The sequence below is a fragment of the Mesonia sp. HuA40 genome, assembly GCF_008017835.1.
GTDB lineage: Bacteria > Bacteroidota > Bacteroidia > Flavobacteriales > Flavobacteriaceae > Mesonia.
In genome coordinates this window covers 1-3182 of record NZ_VRLT01000001.1, presented here as the reverse complement: position 1 = coordinate 3182, position 3182 = coordinate 1, and the positions used below count along the sequence as shown (strand labels likewise).

The 3182-nt window shown below is 29.4% G+C and carries 2 protein-coding genes; both read left to right on the top strand.

What is annotated here, in order from left to right:
- Window positions 1–89: 89 nt before the first annotated feature.
- Entirely contained in the window at window positions 90–1172 is a 1083-nt protein-coding gene (locus FT993_RS00010; RefSeq protein WP_147860495.1) for a dsDNA nuclease domain-containing protein, read from the top strand.
- 47 nt (window positions 1173–1219) lie between these two features.
- Entirely contained in the window at window positions 1220–2914 is a 1695-nt protein-coding gene (locus FT993_RS00005) for a hypothetical protein (protein WP_147860494.1), read from the top strand.
- Window positions 2915–3182: the final 268 nt, after the last annotated feature.

Sequence of the window (3182 nt, the reverse complement as noted above, 5' to 3'; positions counted from 1 at the left end):
TTTGCATTTAATTAAGTATCTTGCTTTCCGAAAATTTAGTGCTTAAAATCCGCTACTTTTCATATACAAGACCGTTGGGCACAATATAAATGAACCTAGAGCAAGAAATATTAAAATTAAAGCCAAGAGAGGAATCGGGAAGTAAAACTGCTCGAAAGTACACCTTTCAAAAGGACTTATCTCTATATCTATTATTGACTGTACACGAGAAAAGTCAGGACTATGTTTTTCTTTTCGATTTTCACGATGATTTAGTCGTTTTGGATTCTGAAAAGAACCCACAAAAAATGGATTTTTACCAAATAAAGTCTAAAGACTCTGGAAATTGGACAGTAAAAGCTTTAACCAAAAAAGAAAAAGACAAATTATCAATTACTGGGAAATTATATTTGAACAAAATAAACTTTAATAAAAACACCAACTCATTAAATTTTATTTCAAACTCAAGTTTTAGCTTCAAAAAATTGGCCAATGGAGAGGAATCATTAAAAAGGTCAAAAATAAGAGCAACTGAACTTGAGAAATCAGTTTTAAAGGAATTGGAAGATGCTATCAAAGATGAACACAAAATAACAAAAACTGAATTTGAAAAATTAACCAACTTTCAGGTAACAAAACTTAGCAACAAAGATAGTTCTACTCATTGTTTAGGAGAGTTAAGTAAGCTCATAAATAAAATTAATCCAGAAAACACCATTAATCCAGAGCTTGCATATAAACAAGTATTTAATGAAGTTTCTCGTCAAACAGAAAATACATTTGGAGATAAAAGTATTACGAATCTTGAAGAATTAATTGATATTAAGGGAATTTCCAAAAGACAGTTTCTAGAATTCTTAGAAAAAGCAGGTTTATATAAAAGTGTCCAGCAAGAATGGGATGAAATTAAATTATCATTAGAATCTTGTGGAATTGGATATATTGACCTAATGAAATTTAAAAAATATTGGAGAGATGTAACGGCAACATTGATAAAAGACTCGAATAAAATTCCGTTAGAAAAATTAATTAAGGAAGTACAAAAAATTTACGAAGAAGAAGTATCTAACGGTTTCATAAATGAGTCGACTAATCTTTTGACAATTGTAAATCATTGTTACCAAAAGGTTTCATCCTCATTTTACGATGAATATTTTATAAAGTGTCTTATAATCAAAATTATAAATGAATAAAAAAGGTAATTTAAAAAAGCTTGTCAGAAATTTAAGAGTTAAAAAGAATGAAAAAATTATACATATCGGAAATGCTATTGCTGTCTCAAAAAGAGAAAAAAGCAAAGAGAGTTAGTTTCGATAAACATAGAACTCTAATTTATGGAAAGAACCATACAGGCAAATCCTCTCTGATTAAAAGCATTTATAGAACGTTTGGAGCAGAACCACTTTTAAACGCAAAATTTAAAAATGCAAATGTTACCTCACTTGTAAAATTCGAGTTGGATGATACAAAATATCAAATCTTAAGAGATGGTAAAAGATTTGCTATTTATGATGCGAACAATACTCTAATTCAAATTTTTGATTCTGTAACTAAAGAACTTGCACCATTTCTAAGCGAATTGTTTGATTTCAATCCTTTATTTCAGTCTCAAAATAGCGGTTTTATCATTCCACCACCAGCCTATCTTCTACTTCCATATTATGTTGACCAAGATGAAAGTTGGAGTAAAAGTTGGTCTTCATTTAAATCTTTACAACAGATTAAAAGCTATAGAAATCAATGTATTTTTTACCACTCAGGCATTAGACCAAATAAGTATTATGAGACAAAAAAGGACATTGACATATATTTAAAAGCGATTGAGGAAACAGAAAAAGAACAAAAGCTTACTGGTAAGATTTTAGAAGACGTAAAAAGTAAATTATCTCAGACCAATTTCAATATAAATATTGACGAATTTAAAAAAGAGATAACTGCTTTACTAACAGAGTTGGAGTCCCTTAAAAAGAAAGAAGATAATTTAAAATCGGATTTGCACGACTTGTATCACCTAAAAGCCTCATATGACGCACAAATAAATATTGTAAAACAGGCAATTCTAGAAAGTCATAAAGATTTAGAGTTTGCTTCCAAAAAACTACCAGAGGTCGTTGGATGCCCAACTTGTGGAGCAGAATACGAAAATTCCTTTTCAGAAAGATTTGAAATTGCTCAAGACGAACAAAAGAGTAAAGACCTTCTTATCGAGTTGCAGAAGGAATTAAAAGAAATTGAAGATAAAATTACTTTCGAGAACAAAAAACTTAATTCTACTCTAAGTGAAGTAAGTAAAATTGATAAAATTTTACAAGAAAAGAAAGGCAATCTTAAACTCAAGGATGTAATAGAAAGCTCGGGTAAAAATCAGATTAAAACAATTTTTACAGAGCGTTATGATTCTCTACAAAAGTCGTTGGTGGAAAACACTTTGCAAAAAGAAAAACTTGAAAAAAGACTTAAAGAATTTGAAAGTAAAAAACGTAAGGAAGAAATAGTAGGATTTTACAGAACTAAATTAACCTCATTTCTAAAAAAATTAGATGTTCACTCATTAACAGAAGACGAATACAAATCCATAACTACGAAAATCGAAGCTAAAGAGACTGGCAGTTCACGTCCAAGAGCATTAATAGCCTATTATTTTACCTTTTTTCATCTTATGAAGAAATTTTCGTCTTCGGCTTATTTTCCCTTAATAGTGGATTCACCAAACCAACAAGACCAAGATATTGAACATATTGATAAAATAATGAAATTCATTCAAGAAAATCAACCAAAAGATAGTCAATTAATACTAGGACTTGCCGAGACTTATGGTGTAGATTTTAAATGTAAAACCATAACGCTAACTGAAAAATACAGCTTATTACAAAAAACTGAGTATAACGATGTTCATAATGAAATTATTGATAAATTAAGTGAGTTATGGAAATAAATACTGTGCCCAACAACGTATATAAAAAATAGCGGTTTATTCGCTTAATCAAAACAAAATGAATAAATTAAAGGTCAGTTATAATCCGAAAAGTTAGTGTGTAAAACCCGCTACTTTTCATATACAAGACCGTCAGACTGTCTCAAAACCATGCCATTATTGCAGTCTTTTTTTAAGGATATATTTTTAAATTTTTTTATCTTTAAAAATGGAATATCAACAAGGAGAAGACCGGGAGCAATTAACTTTATACAGCACTTGTTTAGAC

What these genes read in the sequence shown, in the direction of transcription:
- FT993_RS00010 (WP_147860495.1), top strand. Translation starts at nt 90, where the DNA reads ATGAACCTAGAGCAAGAAATATTAAAATTAAAGCCAAGAGAGGAATCG.
- FT993_RS00005 (WP_147860494.1), top strand. Translation starts at nt 1,220, where the DNA reads ATGAAAAAATTATACATATCGGAAATGCTATTGCTGTCTCAAAAAGAG.